Below are 16587 nucleotides of genomic sequence, written 5' to 3'. Positions count from 1 at the left end.
GTTATTTGCCAAGAGGCTGGACGATAAATTTGGACATTTCCCCGCCTTCCGGAGACATGACATGCACGGAACAACCTGTGCAGGGGTCAAAGGAATGCACAATGCGGAGCAGTTCCACAGGCTGGGCCGGATCCGCCAGCTGGGTGCCAATCAGAGCTTTTTCGACAGGACCCGGATTGCCGGAGTCGTCCATCGGAGAGGCGTTCCAGCAGGTTGGCGTAATAATTTGGTACTTGGAAATTTGGGAGCTGGATACCGATAGCCAGTGGCCAATCGCGCCCCGTGGAGCTTCCGTTAAGCCGGAGGCGCTGCCCGAAACCGGATCGCCGATATTCGTAAAGCCGCTGGCTCCTGGTGTTAATTGATCCAGCCAAGTTTGCATATTGCTTACGAGTTTGGCCATTTCCACGTAACGTGCCATATGCCGGTCCATAACGGATACGCCCCTGCGGTAGTCGCCGCTAACCCATGCTCTGGCCAGCGGTCCCGCTTCAAATGGCGTGTTGTTGTACCGGGGAGATTTCAACCAGGTGTAAGCTCCGCTCTTTCCGTAGCTCGCCGTTGTGGTGCCGCTTGCCGGGGCTTGTCCGCTTGGAGAGGAGTAGTAAGAATATTTATTGAATTCCTTAATGTTCGTTTCGTTAAATGCGCCAACGGTTCCGCCTGTGACAGTGCCTGCCGGGAATAACAAGCCCCCTGAAGTATTCGTGTCAAAGGCGCCGAAGGTGATTAGGTTGCCGTAACCTGTGCCCATGCTATAGTAATCGCTATAAGCCGAAGCCAGCATGTTGACGTCAGCTTGATAAGTACTCGAAATGAAGGACTGAATATCGTTCAAATAGTTCCGGAAATTATTTATTTCCGTTGCCGAAGGCAAGGCCGTTACACCGCCTGGAACAATATTCGCGGCATGGGGAAGCTTACCGCTGAAGATGGCCGCCATTTCGTTGGCCTTTCTGCGGATTTGCAGCGCCGAAATATAGTGATCCGTCAGCGTTTGGGTATCGGCGGCACTGAACCTTAGATCCTGCGTGTAGCCTCCTACCCATGGACTTATCTGCGGACCTTGAATATAGTCTAGTAACGATAAATGGTAAAAATGAGTGATTCCGCTGTCCAGGAAATTCGCTCCTTGAATCAGATTCCGAAGCATCAGCCCCTGGAGATTTGGTTTAAAGCCCTTTATTTTCTCAACCGCCTTTACGGAAGCAACGGCCTGGGGAACCGGGCATACCCCGCAAATCCGCTGAGTCAGGAAAGCAGCATCCCTTGGAGGCCGATTCAGCAGCATGTTCTCGAAATCCCGGAACAGCATACCGGCGACGGCGGCGGAAACCACCTTATTATTGGCGTCCAGCGTGACTTCAACCTTCAAATGTCCTTCCAGACGAGTTACCGGATCCAGCTTGATCGTGCTCATCATTATTCACCCTTTCTTAGTCGCCGCTTAAACGGTAATGATCGGATTTAGAGGAAATACAGGTGCTGTACAACCGATACACGGATAATCCGATTGGATGCACCAGCCTTGTTTGTTGTTCCACATGAGCGACGGGCACGGCGATTGGTTTCCAGGGCCTTTACAGCCGATATTCTTATAGCAGCCGTAAATTCCGGGCTGGGAAACCTGGGTTTGCCCTTTTCTCGGACACACACTATGTATAGTTGTGCCGAAAAATTTACTCGGGCGGCTGTTACTGTCAAGAGAAGGTAGGCCAGTTAAGATTAAATCAAGCAGCGTCTGCACCATTACTGTCGCATTCACCGGACACCCCGCCAAATTGACGACCGGGTTCGGGGTTTTGCCGCTCAGCAGCGACTTCACGGATACGCAACCTGTGCTGTTGGGAGCTGCGGCCGCCACGCCGCCAAAGGAGGCGCAGGTGCCTGACGCCACGACATATTTTGCTTTCGGTCCATATTTGAGCACTGCATCATACATAGTGAGCGGAACCCCGTTCTGCTCACCGATAATACAGTAGTTCTTGGAGGCTCCCCCGGGAATGGCACCCTCGATCACGAGAATGAATTGTCCGTTATACTGGTTCGCCGCATTTTCAAGCGCCTGCATCGCACTTTCACCTGACGCCGCCATGATCGTGCTGTCATACTTCATACTGATTTTGTTCTGAAGCACATCCTCGATGGTGGTCGGGTTCGTCACGTTAAGCGTAGATATGCTGCATCCTGAACAACCTGACCCGAGCAGCCAAATGACTGGAGGGTCCGTCTCCGCCGCCATAACCATGTTGAGCTTGTCCATATCCATCTCCAACTTCAGCGCTGCCACAGCCGCCGCCGACCACTTGAGAAAATCTCTCCTGTTGATTCTCATCAAATCTCTCCTTTTCGCGGTTTGGGAGTCTCCTATCCATGGAACACTTTCTTTTTATGACAAATCCACCCATATTATAGGGGACAGTGTAAGAAAGAACAATGGACAAAATGAAAACTTTTTGGATAAATTTCCTGAAAACTTGACTGATTTTTTCACCGATCGGGGTGATACTCATAAGTGGGTTGGTGGGAAACTGGAGTAAGGTGTAATTGAAATCGCTTACGATTTTGAGGTTAATCGGGTGAATATGGAGGGTTAACAACAAAAGAAAAACCGCTCCAAAAGAAGCGGCAGACTGTCATTATGCGTCTATCGACCCTACTGTTCAATTTGTCTCAGAAGAAACCTTTGCTCTTGAAATGAATAACGAGTCATGAGACCTAGGCCTTTCGAAGGAAACAGATGAACATACTATGTCAGGAGACGTGCTGATCCTCTTTCGTCTCCTTCCTTATCCTCAGTTTTACTTTGAGGATATAAACAGACGATACTTTAGATTCGAATTCAATCGGGAATAAGATAAAGTTCTTGTCGTGAGCATTTGACAAGAACTTTATCTAATAAAATTTTGGTGAAGTCCCATTTGAATGTCTCATTATACATGTCTTTTAAAGCCTCAGTCAATTCCGTTTTCCTCCGTCAAAAGAATCTTTTGTAATTAGAAATTCTTTTTTCATCCAGTATATAGAGGCAGCATGAATATTGGGGAACTTAAATTATACCCGTTTACATTAGATACTTATATAAATTAATGATATAACTTTGTCATGAGACCTAAAACTCATACTACTAACCTCAATGTCGCCGATGTCGCCGTGGTGATCGAAGACTTGACGAGGATACTCATTCGGTTACCATCAATTGAAAAACTAAGCTTTACAACGCTGTCTGTCCTGCACACATTGTCTCACAATAGCCCCATGCGGCTGACTGAGTTGACAGCCACTAAGCAAGTTACACAGTCGGCAATCATACAATTGGTGACCCGACTTGAACGAGACGGACTCGTCGAGCGCGGGCCAGCTCCGAATGATGGCCGGGTAGTTCAAGTGCATATTACCGCTCTTGGCGCAAATGTTATCAATTCGCGTCGCATGGATCGCACCGCACAGCTCTCGAAATTCGTTGAAGAACTCAACTTGGGAAAAACAGGCAATTGCATCCGCATTATCCGCATTGAGGCATCTGGTCGAACTGGGAAACGATGCCTAATCCCTTCCTTCGATATTGAAATCAAATGGATTGGATAGGTTAGTACATTCCTTTCGTACAAGGAGGAACACTTATGACAACAGCTCCGTTCGTGCTTGAACCGAGTCCGATCCACGTATCGGATGAGAAACTAACTGATCTTCAAATTCGTTTGAAGTCTACCAGATGGCCTCTCGATGCCGGTAATGATGACTGTTTTTACAGCGTTAGCCGGAACTATCTGGAGTGTCTCGTCGATTACTGGATTAACAAGTTTGACTGGCGCAAATCCGAGAAGGCAACGCCTACGAGTACTATAAAGTAAATGTTGACGGAGTTTCTGTGCACTTTATGCGTAAACCGGGCATAGGGCCCCCTAAACCATTGATCCTGTCCAACGGTTGGCCATGGACATTCTAGCATTGGTCCAAGGTGATCGATCCCCTGGCGGACCCTGGTGCATTCAGAGGCGATCCAGCTGAAGCCTTTGACGTAATCGTGCCCTCTCTTCCAGGCTTCGGATTTTCGACGACGCTGCTAAACCACCCGGACATGAACTTTTGGAAAATCGCCGATCTCTGGCAAACACTCATGACCGATATACTCGGCTATGATAAATACGCTGCAGCGGGATGCGATGTAGGTGCTCTCGTAACCGGTCAACTGGGACATAAATATAGTGACGAACTCTACGCCATTCATATCGGGTCTGCTCAAAAACTGAGCTTGTTTAACGGGGATCGCGCTTGGGATCTCGCCGGAGGCCGCCCTCTTCCAGACAATATCCCTGAGAGAATCAGGTCGGAGATGTTGAAGTTTGATCGCTGTTTTGCATCGCATCTCGCCGTTCACGTACTTGATTCCGGCACTCGCCTACGGCCTGAGCGACTCTCCGGTGGGAATGCTCGCATGGATCTTGGAACGATGGGCCAGCTGGAGCGACAATATGGTAATGTCGAAGAATGTCTTTTCGAAGGACGACATCCTTACACACGCAACAATCTTCTGGGTCAACAACGTCATCGAAACCTCGATGCGCGTCTATGCGAACGCCAACCGCTATCCATGGACACCCTCTCATCATCGCTGGCCTGTCGTTGAGGCATCAACCGGAATAACCTTCGTGGGCTACGAAAATCCGCCGGGTATCACGACCGAAAATCGCGCACGGAATTTTCTCGACAGCGACCGCGCTCCTTGGTATAACCATGTCAACATCACAGCTCACGCAGAAGGTGGACACTTTATCCCTTGGGAAATTTCGGACAAGTGGGCCCAGGACTTGCGCCGAACTTTCCGAGGTCGCCGATGAGTGCATACTGTCAGGTTTTCATCCTATTGAAAGGAACCGGACGCGAAATGTTAAAGATCAGCGTTTTTTCTAAGCTTAGCAGAGTATCGGTAAAAACCTTGCGATTTTACGATGAGCTTGGATTACTAAAACCTGCCACTGTCGATAAAAAGCATTCTGCAAACTTAAATACAACTTGTTGTTCCGTTTTATTTTTGCCAAACGTGTAAAATGGCCTGAATACAAGTAATAGCGCGCGCAAATACTGTAGACAGATTCATCTGGGTATAACCTCAATTTCATTCTATGAAATTCTTCCATATCCAATAATTCGTTTATCTTCAATTGTTACATCCCCAGTTTACACGGCGTCTTTTAGCCTTTCCGTAATATAGCACTCCATTTCCTTCGAATATTTTTGGCCTATACCAGCTTTCCTTATTATGAACCCTTTTCTTAAAGGCAGCTTCTGCAATGTGCATTGTTTAATGATCCAATCGATTCTTCTTTTCTGGTGCTGCTCCAAAGTTTCCACATGCCTTTGGAGTGTTTCCTTGCACAATGGAAGTAGATCCAGCTTTTTTTCTAAAATAGCTAATTGACCTATTGTACGACCTATTCGGGCTTTAGTAATCTTTATAGGCTTACCCTCTTGTTGTTTAATTTTTTTATAGCATCCTTAATAAGCATGTTTATTTCCTGATCTCGTATTGCCCAATCCACCCTTACGGGGGTTACGTTCGATTTTTTAGTAGTGGGAGTAGCTTTTCTTTTTTTCTTCCTTTGTTGAAAGTTAGTTAAATTATTCACTTCGTTCTTAAGGCTTATAGATCCGATTAAGTAACGTTTTATCGTTTTTGGGTCACATTTCATCAACCTGCTCAGTTCTCTCAGACCTAGCGCATGATCCTTAGACAATTGTTCTAACTGACTTATCCAAATTGGTCCAAATTTTTTTATCCTGCCTATTGTATAGATAGCACTTCTGTCTTGATCCGGGCCCCTTCTTGAATAGGTAAATCCACAGCTTGGACATTCGAAAGTTCCAACTGGTCTCCGGGTATTCGAACATCTTTTTATTTTTACATGGGGAATGACATTCACGTGGTGATGATCAGAAATTGGATTTAAGCATGGCCACGGCCCGAAGCCAAAGGGTGAGCTTGCTCCTTCTAACTTTATGCTTTCTGGTGAATCCCACAGTAATTGAATGATTAATATGTGCAGAAGCGGATGTTGAGATCTTCTTGATTTACGGAGGATGGTTGACAACCAATTGAAATCGTTATCTTCCGGAAGTTTCACAGCGATCTGGGTTAAAAATTGAGGATTATATTGGCTCAAAAAAAACTCCCTTACTTCTCTTTGCTTGACTCTTCCTGTCGCTGTACAGTAACCAAGCCGGATCAAGCGTTGTATATATTTATCATACATTTGTTCCTTGTTATATTCACTATATCCACCTTTCAAGATATAGTTGCTAAAATCTGATAGCCCAATCAAACGCAGGTCTTCGACAATACGAACCATCTCACTTAAAGCATGATGATTTCTACAGAATGCAGTAGGTAAAGCAGGATACTGTATGCGCTGATCCATAAAATCCTCGTTACATTGGTGGCATTTTTCTAACAATAAGCAGTTATGAATAGGACACACTAAAACTCCCGGCAATTGATGCGTTCTGTGCCAGTAAGCTTCACCAAATTGATCTAGATCCGCTTGTAAACATAATGGGCAAATTTTCAGAACTTTATGGATACGAATGATGCTAGCCATTACTCCAGCTATCATTTGAATCCGCTGACTTTTGTCCGCTGCCATTTCTTCTTTCACTTGTCTACATTGCTGTATTGAACAGAAAGGCTTGTAATAAAGATACAGAGTGTGAAAGTGAATGAGCTCACACCATACGTGAAATCCGACATCTCTTGTACATCTTGAAAGGTATCCACTCAAAGCCCGAAAAATTCTCGGATTTAAGCTCGATGGTATTTAATCATTGGGCTGTTCAAATCGTACTGCGCATACAGCACTGCCGATACATCAATTTGCTTGGCAATGTATGAAATGATGGCTTTAGGAAATTCAAATTATGGATCATCGGTAAATTTTGGATTTTGGGCATATCTGAACTTTTATAACAAATCCACAGTCTTTTTAATTTAGATGATCACCAAAGTTAAGCAACTTTCGGTAATCCAAGTAAAAGAGAAAGGAGCATGATCTTTTGGGCACTTCATGAATTATCCTTTTATCATGGCCTTGGCATCTATACTACTAGCACAATTGATTAAAGTCCCTATTAATTTCGTGACTAAACATTCATGGAACACCAGGGATTCGGAAAATCAAAGTGTTAAAAGAATTACTTGATCATCGCCCAATCGAAGCCGCCATCGGCGGATTGTTTGGCATAGCAGTGAGTATTGTTCTGTACCTCTTCTTTTATCGTTGAATCATTTCCATCTAAAGGGAAACAATTATGGTTCGAAAGAAGAGACAACATCGATGAATAAGGAGAAATCAGCAATGGACTATACGTTGTTTCAAATGATAAATCGTCTGGCGGGCATATATACGTTTTTAAACCCACTAATGAAATTTTTAGCCGAGGATGCACAGTATCTGTTTTATGGGGGGGTCATTATTTATTGGTTTACACGCACGAATCGAAATCGAAGAATGGTTATTGAAGCCTTTGCTTCCGCGTGTCTGGCTCTAGGCTTCGGCGGAATTTTAGCGCTCCTGTTTTACCGCGATCGTCCCTTTGTAGCCCATCACGTCATTCAATTAATCAATCATCCAGCAAATGCGTCTTTTCCAAGTGACCATGCAACCGGAGCTTTTGTTATTGCAGCTGCGATTTGGATGTTCCGGAAAAAAGATGGACTGGTTTGGTTAATATTGGCGGCTAGTATTTCGATTTCACGGATTTGGACTGGTGTTCATTATCCAAGCGACGTAGTAACTGGGGCCATCATTGGGATGGTATCTGCCATTTTCGTGCACCGCTTATTTACCCGTTGGTATTTTGCCGATAAATGCATGAGTTACGGGCTTGAAATGTATGAGAAAATCGAACAAAAGATTTGGGCTAAAATGCAAAGCCCGCAAGGGAAAACACGTTGATAAACTAGCCCCTGTCCTTTTATTTTGATGATAAGGAGTAGAACGCACCATTTTCTAAACAGTTTCCTGGTCGTCCGGTACTATACACATTCAGCCGCAAATGTAATATTCCGCTATACCCTTGAGCTATAGATACTCAAGGGTATTTTTATCTAAAGAAAGTACAAACTACCTTTGCATGATCTGAACTTTATCGAAAAATAATAAGTCTTTTTATTTATAAATGATTTCCTTTCGTGGAGGTAAGACGTGACACATTTCATACAGCAACTAATGGATCAGCATGGGTACTTGGTTTTAGGAATTGCCCTGACGCTCGAGCTTCTCGCTCTCCCCTTGCCAGGAGAAGTTCTCATGACATATACAGGGCTTTTGGTTTTCCAAGGACATTTAAATTGGATGGTAAGTATCCTTACAGCAGGTCTAGGCACTTCGATGGGTATGACCATTTCTTATTGGATCGGATATAAACTAGGCAAGCCGTTTTTTCAAAAGCATGGCTCCAAATTCCATCTTGGCCCCGAAAAGTTAGAGAAGACTTCACTATGGTTTGAGCGTTATGGAAACAAGCTGCTCCTCTTTGCCTATTTCATTCCTGGAGTTCGGCACTTGACTGGTTATTTTTCGGGAATCACACGCCTGCCGTTTCGAACCTATATGATATTTGCTTATACCGGGGCATTTTTATGGACAAGCATGTTTATATCGCTTGGAAAAATTCTCGGTCCAAAATGGGAACTGTTCCATCATACAATCACCAAATATTTGATTATTGCAGGACTTATCGCTGCGGTGGTTTTCGCTTGTGTGTACGTATACAAAAAGTACCGAGACCAAATATATGACGCGACTTTAGCGGGGCTTCGTAAAGGAGTTAAAATATTTCATACGTTAGGAAGGGTCCGTTTTTTGCTTCTCACCTCTTTCGGAGTGTTTCTGATACTTTTTATGGTAATGGCAAGCCTGATTCAAGACTTGCTCGCCAATGAATTTGCCGATTTTGATGTGGTCACCTCCTATATCGTCCATGCCCTATTCGATGAAAGCTGGGCATTTTGGATGAATCTCTTTGCATATTTAGCATCGTTTCAGGTGCTTTTCACTGTCGCTGTCTTGGCTCTGATCATGATTTTGATAAAGGGAGAAGATCGACTGCTGGAATGGACATTCTTATTGTTTGTCTTTGTCGGCGGCGAACTTTGGGACGAGGGATTGCGAAGACTTTTTCATCGCATAGGGCCTTCTAGCCTGATCAATACGTTTCCAAGCGAGCAGACCTTGATTACCGTTATCTTCTTGGGTTTCGCGGCGTATCTCATCGTACGGCATGTGAAAATGGCTGGGGTCCAAACGGGCGCCTCTCTGCTTGTTCTTACTGTTGCCTTTCTGGTTGGAATCAGCCGTATTTATTTCAACATTCAATATCCCAGCGACGTTGTTGCAGGTTATGTATTTGGAGGAGTTTGGCTTAGCCTTAATGTCGTGTTGTTAGAGGTACTTCGACTTATGAAACACAACAAGTTGAACTTTTCAACGTAATCGGAAGTCTTTTTGATTGAGATACTTCGGGGGGAAGATTATGCGTGGACCAGGAACTGTTTAGATTAATAGGCAAGGCTAAAAGCGGCGAGACAGAAGCATTTGCCTTGCTTGTAAAGCAATATAAAGATCGGGTTTTTCGCTTTGCCTTCGGTATGCTTTCAGACCGCATGGAAGCAGAAGACGTTTCTCAAGAAGCATTTATTAAAGCCTATTATTCGTTATCAAATCTCGAGAATAGCTATGCTTTCTCCTCTTGGTTGACACGAATTGTTTCCAATCTCTGCTATGATCGCATTCAAAAGCGAAAAAAAGAAAACATCGTATCGAGTGATCAGATTGAAGCCGGCATTTCCACCCAGGGAATCGAACGGAGGGATCTTCATTTGACCATCGAAGAAGCCATGAAAACATTAAGCCCCGAACACAGAGAAGCCATCTTACTTCGAGACGTGGAAGGTTATACGTATGACGAGATTGCCGGTATGCTCCATATTCCTTTAGGTACCGTGAAATCCCGTATTAATGCGGCGAGGGTCCAGTTGCGAAAAGAATTGAAAAAGGGAGTGGAAGAATAGCATGTCTGATCACATTGTAGACCTTATCTCCGCTTATATGGATAACGAATTGACTAAGCATGAACGACAACAGGTAGAAGAGCATTTATACAATTGCCCGGAGTGTTTTGCCATCTTTAACGATTTTATGATGTTAAAGAATGATGTTTTACAAACGTTCCGTTCGATCGAAGCGCCGGAAACGGTCGAAGAAACGGTGCTTCAAGCGATCCGAAACCCGGTCCCTTCCAATCCTTCAAGGGAGCGCTACTGGATTTTCGTGCCATTGTTAATTTCGCTGCTGATCTTTGTGATCGTTTTTACATTAGTAGGTTCGTTCACATTCAAATTAGCTTCCGTTGGATGGAAAGTCTTCATGAATTTGATGTTTGCAGTTGGCAGCCTGCTCGCTTCTGACCCCTATTTGACAGCAGGTTTAATTGGATTCTCGCTGATGCTTATGATTGGTTCAGGATTTTCACTAACACTTCTACTCAAACAAAATCAGTTCAGGAGGAATCAAATTTGAAACGACGCCATTCAATGATATATGTGGCTCTTTTGATCATGACATTATTTTTTTGGGTACCTGCAAATGCAATGGCAAAAGGAATATTTGAACATCAAAATACCACCGTTCCGGTGAATCAGACGACCGATGATGTTGTCGTTGTCGGTGGCGATGCGACCATTTTAGGAACAGTGAAAAATTCCGTTATCGTGTTCAATGGTGATCTGGATTTGAAAGCATCCGCTAAAATCAATGGTTTTGTTGTGGTGGTAGGCGGACAAGTTTTGCAGGAACCTGGATCATTTATAAGGGACGAAATCATTAATCTTTCTTTTGACCATGCGACACTGAACAGTTTGATGATCGGCGGAGGGTTAGTCATCGGAACTTGGCTTCTGCAGCTCGCTGTAAGCGTACTGCTTGTTATCTTACCTGTTATAGCCGTTTTCCTTAGCAAGGGACGTATTCATCTCTTTGTAGAACGAGCGCGGCGGACTCCAGGGCATTTCATTTACATCGGCTTCTTTAGCACACTCATCTTAGTTGCTCTATCGGTTCTGTTGTTAATTACCGTTATCGGCATTCCGATTGCGCTGCTCATCATGTTATTCGTGGGTCTGGCATCTGTTTTTGGTTTAGCTGTGCTAAGTATGTTAGTTGGAGAACGAATTCAGGTGGCAATGGGTCGGTCTGACTGGAGTATCGCATTAACAGGCTCAATTGTGTTGGTTTCCCTGTTGAATGTTCCGTTTGTTGGGGGACTACTTTTGTTAGGAATCGTAATTTTCTCTACTGGGGTCATGACTTTGTGGATATTGGAAAAGCTAAAGAGAAAAACCACAACCTAGAGGTGAAATATCTCATGTTTCAGCATAAGCTTTTATGGTTCATTGCACACTATGGCTATTTAGGTATCTTCGGTGCCTTGGTGCTTGGAATTGTAGGGTTGCCGGTACCGGACGAGATTTTAATGACGTTCTCGGGATACTTAATATCGAAGGGGAGGCTTTATTATATCCCTACTGTGTTGGTTTCGGTATTGGGTAGCTTTATCGGCATGTCGGTCAGTTATTTTGTCGGACACAAATTCGGGTATCCACTTTTAGAAAAATACGGTCAAAAACTTCACATCACAAAAGAGAGGTTGGACCACACCCAAATTTGGTTTAAGCGTTTTGGGAAATTCGCGCTCACGATCGGGTACTTCATTCCGGGGGTCCGCCATTTAACGGCTTACAGCGCTGGAATCAGCAAGTGGTCTTATCGAAGTTTTAGTTTGTTTGCAGTGCCCGGAGCCATGCTCTGGGTGGTTACATTTATTACATTAGGCACATATGTAGGCGAGCATTGGCGCATCGTGACCGAGACGATCCATCGGTATCTCTTGATAATGGTCGTTATTTTAATTGTTGCGGGGCTCGCTTTTTGGTACATAAGATCGGCCAAAGCTAAGAAGATGACGGCTAAATAATCGCTGCTGTTTAAACCATGGAGTGCAAGGGATATACACTTGAAGAAAGGGTTCAAAGTCAGTTCGGCAAGCTCTATAATTAAAGGAGAATGCGTACCCAAAACATGAGGTGATGACGTGGAACCAGTGTCCAAACCGAAAAAAAGAAGGCTTTTCGCCATGAATCCGGTCATCGTGGTTCTTGGTCTTGTGAGTTTATTTACCGATCTTTCCAGCAACATGATCGTACCTGTTTTGCCGCTATACCTAACTTCAGTCCTGCATGTTCAGGTTGAATCGATTGGCATCATTGAAGGAATAGCCGAAAGCACCGCGAGCATATTAAAATTATTCTCCGGATGGATTACCGACCGCACCCGCAAATATAAGCTTTTGATGTTAATTGGTTATGGGTTGTCTAATTTAACAAAACCCTTCTTTGCGTTAAGCGCCTCTTGGGGACAGGTGCTTCTGATTCGATTTTCCGACCGTTTCGGAAAAGGGATTCGTACGTCGCCGCGTGATGCCTTAGTCGCCGATTCCACGACAAAAGAAGAACGCGGGAAGGCATTTGGGTTTCGCCGCGCTATGGATGCATTAGGAGCTGCTTTAGGTCCATTAGTGGCTTTTGGTGTGCTTGCCATATTCACAAACAATTATCGCCTTGTATTTTGGCTATCCGTGATCCCAGGTCTTATCGCGATTGTCTTGATCCTCTTTTTCTTAAAGGAAAAAGAATCACATGGCACCGGAAAACAGGCTAAACTCCCTCAAATCGGGTTTAGGAACTTAAACCGTCGGTTTGTATGGTTCTCCTTGATTTCAACCCTGTTTACGGTCGGCAATTTCTCTGATGCGTTTCTGGCTTTGCGGGCACAAGACGCGGGAATGCTTCCTGCTCTTATTCCACTTGCTTTTTTCACGTTTAATTTAAGCAGTAGTATTTTCTCCATGCCAGTAGGCATGCTGTCGGATCGCATTGGCCGTCGGCCGGTACTGATCTCGGGATTTGTGATCTTTGCTCTCATTTATTTTGGATTTGGCATTGCGAAGAACGTCACATGGGTATGGATACTGTTCATCTTGTACGGGCTTTATTATGCGTTTACGGAAGGTATACAGAAGGCTTATATTGCCGACATTGTACCTGAAGGGCAGCGAGGTATCGCTATGGGCACATACAATGCGATGACCGGCATCGCCGCATTACCAGCCAGTATCCTCGCAGGATTTTTGTGGCAGACATATGGCCCTGTAGTTGCATTTGGCACAAGCAGTGTGATTGCTGTATTAGCTGCCATGTTTATGATGGTCTTCCGCATTTAAGGAAAGGATTGACCCATGTAAATGAATCTGAAATTGCAGCTTACTCGCGCTTTATTCATAAGCTTTTTGTGTGCTATTGGGTTCGGGGGAATAGCTCTCCTCGTATCGGATAAAAAAATAGTTCAATTTGACAACGTGATCATTTCCTTTGTTCAAGGGCTGGAATCACCAGCTTTGACGACCATCATGAAATTCTTTACTTTCATCGGGAGTGGAATACCGGTCGCGGTTATTTCGATTGCTATTTTCTTCATTCTGTATAAAATTCTACACCACCGAAGAGAATTGATCTTATTTATCTGGGTCGTCACCGGGTCAGCTCTCTTGAACGGAACGCTAAAGCTCGTTTTTCATCGTGCAAGACCAACTCTACACCGTATTGTTAATGCAAATGGGTTTAGTTTTCCCAGTGGACATTCTATGGCCGCTTTTAGTTTGTATGGAGTGATTGCTTTTTTACTGTGGCGGCATATTTCAACATCCACGGGGCGAGGCATATTGATTGTATGTAGTTCAGCGATGATCCTTATGATTGGGGTTAGTCGAATTTATTTGGGAGTTCACTATCCGAGTGATGTTCTTGGGGGACTCTTAGCTAGTGGAAGTTGGCTGGCCATTTCAATTTGGTTTTATCAGCGATATCAGGAAAGACGCTGATATGAAAGGTCTAGGTAATTGCAAATATCGTTAAAATTCATTCGATGGTCAGCTACGCGAGTCCTTCCAAAGTAAGAAAAACAACAAGAATTAAAAACCCGATGATACTTACTCATCGGGTTTTTATTAACAAATATGACTTATTTAATTAAAATATCACGCCTGTTGAATAACCACAAAATGGTAGAAAAAAGATCGTCTTTTCTGTAGAATCGTTGGTACCATCCAAACGAATCCGAAAGAAGACGATCTCATGAAAAATTCTATCACGATTACATCTATCCTTCAATCCCTGCTGACTCCTGAAGAAGTTCAAAGGGTTGTGAAGTTAATAGGTTATGAAGACAAAGCCCGCAAGTTTACGGTGTACCATTTACTCCAATACTGGTGCATGGCTGCGTTGGAACAATGGGGTAGCTATCGATCCAGCGTAGATTATGCGGCTCTCTGTGGCTTGCCTGTCGTCCACTACTCACGCTTTTCAACCAAAGCCGCCGAAGTCCCGTTTTCCGTATTTAAGGAACTTTTCCATCTACTTGTTTGCAAATGTAACCGGGAAGCACGTCGGAAACTGACTTTCCCCAAAGAATTATTACTCATCGATTCAACCACGATGACGGTGGGAAAAACGCGTTTGCCTTGGGCTCCTTATCACGGGGAGCGTGCAGGTATTAAACTTCATGTCGCTTTACGAGCAGAAAATGGGCAACCCCTTCAGGTGGTCGAAACGCTGGGCTCCAAGCATGATGGCCCCATGAGTGAAGCGTTGGCTCAACCGGACTACATTTTGGTGATGGATCGTGCTTATGGGAAACTGGAGCGTCTGGATCACTTCAAAACCCATGGACAATCGTTTGTCATTCGGCTTCGCGATAACGTCCATTTGGAAAAGCCTCATGCGCTACGTCGCCTTACGAAGCCAGATTCATCCGTCATTCGGGATATCACTTGCCAGTTGGGAACCCCTCCGTGTCGTTCCACACAACGTCATCGTGTGGTGATGTTTCGGGATTTTGAAGGTCGGGAAATTCGGGTGGTTACCGATTTAATGCAGGTGACCGCAGAACAAATCGCACAGATCTATAAGGCTCGATGGCAGATTGAAGTCTTCTTTCGTTGGATCAAGCAACATTTGAATATCCCAACGCTGTTTGGTACGACTGAAAATGCGGTCTATGGGCAATTATTCTGTGCTCTAATCGTCTATGTCCTGCTCAATTGGCTATTTGTTGCTGCTCAGACTTCATGGCCCCAACATGCCGTTCTTTCCTTTGCGCGATTTTCTCGTCTATTTCTTCTTCAAAACTTACCTGTTGAATGGCTGATTCAGATTCAGCGCGTTCTTCTTCAGTGCACCTCTTGTTTCATGAATTGAGTTACTTATTTTGGTTATTCAACAGGCGTGATATAATATTGATTATTATCTTAATTATATTAGGAGTGTTATTATGAAGTACTTCTTTTCTATTTTTATTCCCCCACTAGCTATCATTCTATGCGGAAAGCCTTGGCAGGCATTTTTAAATGTCATTTTGTGCTGTATTGGCTGGGTTCCTGCAGTAATTCATGCAGTGGTAGTAGTGAACAATTATAATGCTGATCCTCGAAACGAGGAACTTATTAGAGCGGTAAAACAAGCCAGACAATTCCCTAGATACTAGAAATCCCCGAGAAATCCGGGGTTTTAATATCCTGTAAAACATCTAAGATTAAGCCACAGAATTGTTTTCGGCTACTTTTAGGATCCCCTTTATTTAAGAACGAATATTATGGCTCAACACCAAAGTCAGTGCTTGCGGCATCGAGCCCTTTTTGTTAAGGACTATAGCGCGCCTGATTACATTCTACTAAAAGTCCATAAACATAATGCTCGCGATTCCGAGTAAAATAGTGCCTACGTTGAAAGGCTTTCATTCGGTTGTTTCTGCCTTCAACTACGGCGTTGGTCCATCGACAGAGGTGGTAATTAATGATTTCCTCTCGCCAGTTTCGAATGGTCTTCAGACACTCCGAAATAGCGGGATGCTGGAAACGTTCCCCTTGCTCAAGCCAGTGCTCTAATCGAATTTGTGCCGTTTTTACATCTGGAGAGCGGTCATACCATTCACCGAATGCTTCCTTCCATTCATAAGCTTGCTGGAGTAAGGGCGAGATTTTCAGAATCTCTCTCAGCTCATGCTGCTGTTCAGCCGGTAAAGAAGCCTGCTGAGTATTGAACAGTCGATGCCTGGCTTTCAGATTCGCTTTTGCTCGGGAAGACAGCGTCTGCGATACGGTTTTTCGGACCGCTTGAACGGCCTCTACCACATAGCGATGAACATGAAACCGATCTGCATTTCGAAGGGCTGTGAGAAAGCACTCCGCAATCCAGGTGTAATAATATGGCGCTAAATCCATCACGACCACTTTCGGGCGAAGGGATAAAAACAATGGATGCTGACGGGCATAGGCCCTAAGCTCTTCCAGCTTTGTTTGACGGTAACTACTGTTGCTGTACGGAGCGCTTGCTTTTCAAATGCGCTGCTATATCGTTTACCTGGAGCTACAAAACCATATTGCCAAACAAAGCCGCACTGGCAGTCGTTGCAAAACAAG

General features: G+C 44.4%; 16 protein-coding genes and 3 pseudogenes. 15 read left to right on the top strand and 4 right to left on the bottom strand.

The features are described 5' to 3' along the window. Position 1 precedes the first annotated feature (1 nt). Together GCU48_RS23970 and GCU48_RS23965 are read right to left on the bottom strand one after the other, a co-directional pair. Entirely contained in the window at positions 2-1423 is a 1422-nt protein-coding gene (locus GCU48_RS23970; RefSeq protein WP_208811910.1) for a nickel-dependent hydrogenase large subunit, read from the bottom strand. Between the two features lie 24 nt (positions 1424-1447). Next, entirely contained in the window at positions 1448-2335 is an 888-nt protein-coding gene (locus GCU48_RS23965; protein WP_152381702.1) for a hydrogenase small subunit, read from the bottom strand. 833 nt (positions 2336-3168) lie between these two features. Here GCU48_RS23965 and GCU48_RS23960 point away from each other — a divergent pair. The 5 genes and pseudogenes from GCU48_RS23960 to GCU48_RS27445 all read left to right on the top strand — a co-directional run. After that, positions 3169-3588 (top strand): MarR family winged helix-turn-helix transcriptional regulator, encoded by a 420-nt coding sequence (locus GCU48_RS23960; protein WP_244315923.1) that lies wholly within the window; start codon positions 3169-3171, stop codon positions 3586-3588. Positions 3589-3623: 35 nt separating this feature from the next. Further along, positions 3624-3949: pseudogene (locus tag GCU48_RS28435) on the top strand (epoxide hydrolase N-terminal domain-containing protein). Positions 3950-3961: 12 nt separating this feature from the next. Beyond that, positions 3962-4171, top strand: a pseudogene (locus GCU48_RS28425) (alpha/beta fold hydrolase); the annotation flags it as partial. Positions 4172-4346: 175 nt separating this feature from the next. After that, on the top strand, positions 4347-4841 hold the full coding sequence (locus GCU48_RS28420) for a hypothetical protein (RefSeq protein WP_244316378.1): 495 nt from the start codon (positions 4347-4349) through the stop codon (positions 4839-4841). A 47-nt stretch (positions 4842-4888) separates the two neighbouring features. Next, positions 4889-4987 (top strand): annotated as a pseudogene (locus GCU48_RS27445) (MerR family DNA-binding transcriptional regulator); the annotation flags it as partial. A 469-nt stretch (positions 4988-5456) separates the two neighbouring features. On the opposite strand, the gene GCU48_RS23945 reads toward GCU48_RS27445, so the two are convergent. After that, on the bottom strand, positions 5457-6779 hold the full coding sequence (locus GCU48_RS23945; protein ID WP_167518763.1) for a TnsD family Tn7-like transposition protein: 1323 nt from the start codon (positions 6777-6779) through the stop codon (positions 5457-5459). Between the two features lie 573 nt (positions 6780-7352). Here GCU48_RS23945 and GCU48_RS23940 point away from each other — a divergent pair. The 10 genes from GCU48_RS23940 (at position 7353) to GCU48_RS23895 (ending at position 15653) form a co-directional block, all read left to right on the top strand. Further along, on the top strand, positions 7353-7952 hold the full coding sequence (locus tag GCU48_RS23940) for an undecaprenyl-diphosphatase (RefSeq protein WP_244315919.1): 600 nt from the start codon (positions 7353-7355) through the stop codon (positions 7950-7952). Between the two features lie 354 nt (positions 7953-8306). Next, positions 8307-9491: a VTT domain-containing protein gene (locus GCU48_RS23935; protein WP_244315917.1), complete on the top strand. Its 1185-nt coding sequence runs from the start codon at positions 8307-8309 to the stop codon at positions 9489-9491. 44 nt (positions 9492-9535) lie between these two features. Next, entirely contained in the window at positions 9536-10069 is a 534-nt protein-coding gene (locus GCU48_RS23930) for an RNA polymerase sigma factor (protein ID WP_152381697.1), read from the top strand. Between the two features lies 1 nt (position 10070). Then, the gene (locus tag GCU48_RS23925) at positions 10071-10577 is read left to right on the top strand and encodes a zf-HC2 domain-containing protein (RefSeq protein WP_152381696.1); all 507 of its coding nucleotides are present in this window, start codon (positions 10071-10073) and stop codon (positions 10575-10577) included. After that, on the top strand, positions 10574-11407 hold the full coding sequence (locus GCU48_RS23920) for a hypothetical protein (protein ID WP_152381695.1): 834 nt from the start codon (positions 10574-10576) through the stop codon (positions 11405-11407). Before GCU48_RS23925 ends, GCU48_RS23920 begins: the two co-directional genes overlap by 4 nt. Next, positions 11368-12030: a DedA family protein gene (locus GCU48_RS23915; protein ID WP_152381694.1), complete on the top strand. Its 663-nt coding sequence runs from the start codon at positions 11368-11370 to the stop codon at positions 12028-12030. The genes GCU48_RS23920 and GCU48_RS23915 overlap by 40 nt, the downstream gene beginning before the upstream one ends. A gap of 159 nt (positions 12031-12189) precedes the next feature. Next, positions 12190-13335 carry an MFS transporter gene (locus tag GCU48_RS23910; protein WP_152381693.1) on the top strand — a complete coding sequence of 382 codons (1146 nt, stop codon included), beginning with the start codon at positions 12190-12192 and terminating at the stop codon, positions 13333-13335. Between the two features lie 21 nt (positions 13336-13356). Next, complete coding sequence (locus GCU48_RS23905) at positions 13357-13992, top strand: phosphatase PAP2 family protein (RefSeq protein WP_152381692.1); 636 nt, start codon at positions 13357-13359, stop codon at positions 13990-13992. A gap of 253 nt (positions 13993-14245) precedes the next feature. Then, positions 14246-15367, top strand: a complete 1122-nt coding sequence (locus GCU48_RS23900; protein WP_152381691.1) for an IS4 family transposase — start codon at positions 14246-14248, stop codon at positions 15365-15367. Positions 15368-15440: 73 nt separating this feature from the next. Then, on the top strand, positions 15441-15653 hold the full coding sequence (locus GCU48_RS23895; protein WP_152381690.1) for a YqaE/Pmp3 family membrane protein: 213 nt from the start codon (positions 15441-15443) through the stop codon (positions 15651-15653). 154 nt (positions 15654-15807) lie between these two features. On the opposite strand, the gene GCU48_RS28415 is transcribed toward GCU48_RS23895, so the two are convergent. Further along, entirely contained in the window at positions 15808-16398 is a 591-nt protein-coding gene (locus tag GCU48_RS28415) for a transposase (protein ID WP_244316358.1), read from the bottom strand. Between the last annotated feature and the right edge of the window lie 189 nt (positions 16399-16587).

Origin of the sequence: Paenibacillus brasilensis (genome assembly GCF_009363115.1) — a bacterium.
Lineage (GTDB): Bacteria > Bacillota > Bacilli > Paenibacillales > Paenibacillaceae > Paenibacillus > Paenibacillus brasilensis.
The sequence above is the reverse complement of the archived record's forward strand: the minus strand, read 5'-3'. Positions and strand labels throughout refer to the sequence as shown.

What these genes read in the sequence shown, in the direction of transcription:
- GCU48_RS23970 (WP_208811910.1), bottom strand. Translation starts at nt 1,423, where the DNA reads ATGATGAGCACGATCAAGCTGGATCCGGTAACTCGTCTGGAAGGACAT.
- GCU48_RS23965 (WP_152381702.1), bottom strand. Translation starts at nt 2,335, where the DNA reads ATGAGAATCAACAGGAGAGATTTTCTCAAGTGGTCGGCGGCGGCTGTG.
- GCU48_RS23940 (WP_244315919.1), top strand. Translation starts at nt 7,353, where the DNA reads ATGGACTATACGTTGTTTCAAATGATAAATCGTCTGGCGGGCATATAT.
- GCU48_RS23935 (WP_244315917.1), top strand. Translation starts at nt 8,307, where the DNA reads ATGACATATACAGGGCTTTTGGTTTTCCAAGGACATTTAAATTGGATG.
- GCU48_RS23925 (WP_152381696.1), top strand. Translation starts at nt 10,071, where the DNA reads ATGTCTGATCACATTGTAGACCTTATCTCCGCTTATATGGATAACGAA.
- GCU48_RS23910 (WP_152381693.1), top strand. Translation starts at nt 12,190, where the DNA reads ATGAATCCGGTCATCGTGGTTCTTGGTCTTGTGAGTTTATTTACCGAT.
- GCU48_RS23905 (WP_152381692.1), top strand. Translation starts at nt 13,357, where the DNA reads ATGAATCTGAAATTGCAGCTTACTCGCGCTTTATTCATAAGCTTTTTG.
- GCU48_RS23900 (WP_152381691.1), top strand. Translation starts at nt 14,246, where the DNA reads ATGAAAAATTCTATCACGATTACATCTATCCTTCAATCCCTGCTGACT.
- GCU48_RS23895 (WP_152381690.1), top strand. Translation starts at nt 15,441, where the DNA reads ATGAAGTACTTCTTTTCTATTTTTATTCCCCCACTAGCTATCATTCTA.